This window comes from Neoroseomonas eburnea (genome assembly GCF_018129005.1).
GTDB classification, from domain to species: Bacteria; Pseudomonadota; Alphaproteobacteria; order Acetobacterales; family Acetobacteraceae; genus Neoroseomonas; species Neoroseomonas eburnea.
Genome location: NZ_JAAEDL010000074.1, coordinates 1 through 2,221, shown reverse-complemented (window position 1 = coordinate 2,221; position 2,221 = coordinate 1). Strand labels below are relative to the sequence as shown.

Annotated in this window: 2 protein-coding genes; both read right to left on the bottom strand. The window is 69.2% G+C overall.

Annotated elements, in window-relative coordinates:
• Positions 1-107: 107 nt before the first annotated feature.
• Positions 108-407 carry a DUF736 domain-containing protein gene (locus tag GXW74_RS27675; protein ID WP_211850145.1) on the bottom strand — a complete coding sequence of 100 codons (300 nt, stop codon included), beginning with the start codon at positions 405-407 and terminating at the stop codon, positions 108-110.
• A gap of 581 nt (positions 408-988) precedes the next feature.
• Positions 989-2,137 (bottom strand): IS110 family RNA-guided transposase, encoded by a 1,149-nt coding sequence (locus GXW74_RS27670; protein ID WP_211850143.1) that lies wholly within the window; start codon positions 2,135-2,137, stop codon positions 989-991.
• Between the last annotated feature and the right edge of the window lie 84 nt (positions 2,138-2,221).

The following is a 2,221-nucleotide window of genomic DNA, read 5'->3' as shown; positions in this document are numbered from 1 at the left end:
CATCGCGGCCTCACATGAGGGGTTCAGGTCAAGGTGCTGATGATCTGCGGAGGGTTGTGGCGTGCAGATCGGACGCCCCGCCGCTGGCGGGGCGTCCGTGGCCGCGGTCAGCGCGACCAGATCAGGCGGTGCTCGCCGTTCTCGCCCTGGACCAGGGTCGCGTAGACCGGGGCGTTGAAGGACGGGTCGTCGAGCTTGACCGACACGTATTCGGCCCCTGTGTCCTTCGCCGCCTTGCTCCAGCCGGCGCCGAGTTCGACGCCGCCGGCGGTGACCCGGTAGTCGGGGCTGCGCTCACCGTCCTTGGCGACGGGACGGATGGTCGCCTTGACGTTGATGTTCAGCGTGCGGATCGAGCCGTTGAAGCTGCCGTCCTCGCCGCGGGTGAAGGTGCCGATCTGAGCCATCGTCGTATCTCCTGACTGCTGTGCGAAGCCGCCCGATGCGGCCTCGACGGCGGTCGAACGGCGTCGGCCCGGCCGGCTTGCACCCGCAGGGCCGCAGCGCAGCGGAGGACGGCGGCAGCCGAGCTTCTTGCCTCGCGAGGAATGCGCGGCACACCGGGGCCCCCACGCGGCTTGCCGCGTGGGGTGGTGGCGCAGGGGAAGAAGGTCGGCGAAGCCGTTGCTGGCCAGAGGCCGGACGACGCCAGACCAGCCGACAGAGAGGCCGCACGGCGGCGGCCCGGCATGTCTGCCGAGGAGACCATGGCATCCAGTGCAGCCCGAACCCGTGGCCGCGGCCGGCGCCGGCCTGCATCCCGTCCTGAACCCAAGGTCTGAGCCCATCTGCTGATCCGCGCCCATGCACGTATCAACCTCACATCCGGTCGCCGCGCGTGCGGCTGCACCAACATCCCGCCTGCGGCGGCAAGGGCTCAGGAGGACGAGACCATTCTCGATGACGGCGTGTCGGCCATGCCGCGATGCGGTCGTCCACCTGGTTCCGGCGGGCTGATCAGGCCCAGGCCGAACGGCAAGTCAGGCTGTCATGCGCGCATCACCGCGCCCTCGATCACGACGCCGGCGGTGACGTACTTCCAGAGCGCCACGACCAGCTTGCGCGCCAGTGCCGTGATCATGACCTTCTTGAAGCGGCCGCCGTTCTGGGCGACGCGCGTGTTGAACCAGCGACTGAGCGCGGATGCGGGCTGATGGCGCAACCAGAGCCAGGACATCTCCAGCAGCGTGGCGCGCAGCCGGGGATTGCCCGACTTCCCGATGCCCTGCTCCCGGTCAATGGATCCGCTCTGCCAGGGTGTCGGCGCGAGGCCCGCATAGGCTGCGACCTGGCGACGGTTGTCGAAGTGGCGGTAGAGGCCCTCGCTCCAGAGGACGGCGGCGAATTCCGGGCCAACGCCGACGACGTTCGACAGCACGGCGACCTCGCGCGACGACTGCCGTTCCTCGGCGAGCATGGTGTCGCGCTCGCCCTCGACGGCCTTGATCTGGTCGAGCAACAGCTCCAGGCGATCGAGCTCGCGCTCGACCTGGCGTTTCAGATGGTGGGGCGTTTCCCGGCCATCGCCGGTTTGCAGCGTCTCGAGACGCTCGCGGCGATCGCGCTTCAGGGGATCGTAGCCGGTGATGCCCTGCGAGAAGAGCAGGCCCTTGATCCGGTTGCTGTGCTGGATGCGCTCCTGCATGAGCACCTTGCGCTCGCGCGCGATGCGGCGGCGGTCCTCCTCGCCGGGAGACGGCACGCGGAGCATCGAGCAGACCCTCGGCTCGCCGCGCTTGAACGCCAGCAGCGCGCGGATCAGGCTCTCGCCATCCAGCCGGTCCGTCTTGATCCGGCGGCGACGGCGCGACGTGGCGATCGAGGCGGCGTCAACGACGTGGCTTTCGTGTCCTTCCGCCTGCAGGACCCGGTGCACCCAGAAGCCGTCGAGCCCGGCCTCCTGGATGACGACGGTCGGGAAATCCTGACCGGTCCGCGCATGCGCCTTCTGCCGTAGCCGGCCGAGACGCTCGAGGAGCGCTGCGATGTCGCCGCCGGGCACCGCGTGCCGCGACAGCTTCTCGCCGGCACCGGGCGACAGCGACGTGATCAGCCATGTCTTTCGGCTGAGTTCGACCGAGACGACGATCGCGCCGAGCTCACCGTCTCCGGTCCTGCGTGCATGGTTCAGCGACATCGACTTCCCGCTCCTTTCCTTCACGGTCAATGACACCCGCCGCACCTGAGCAGGTCGCCGGTCCGCCCTCATAGGATCTCGATG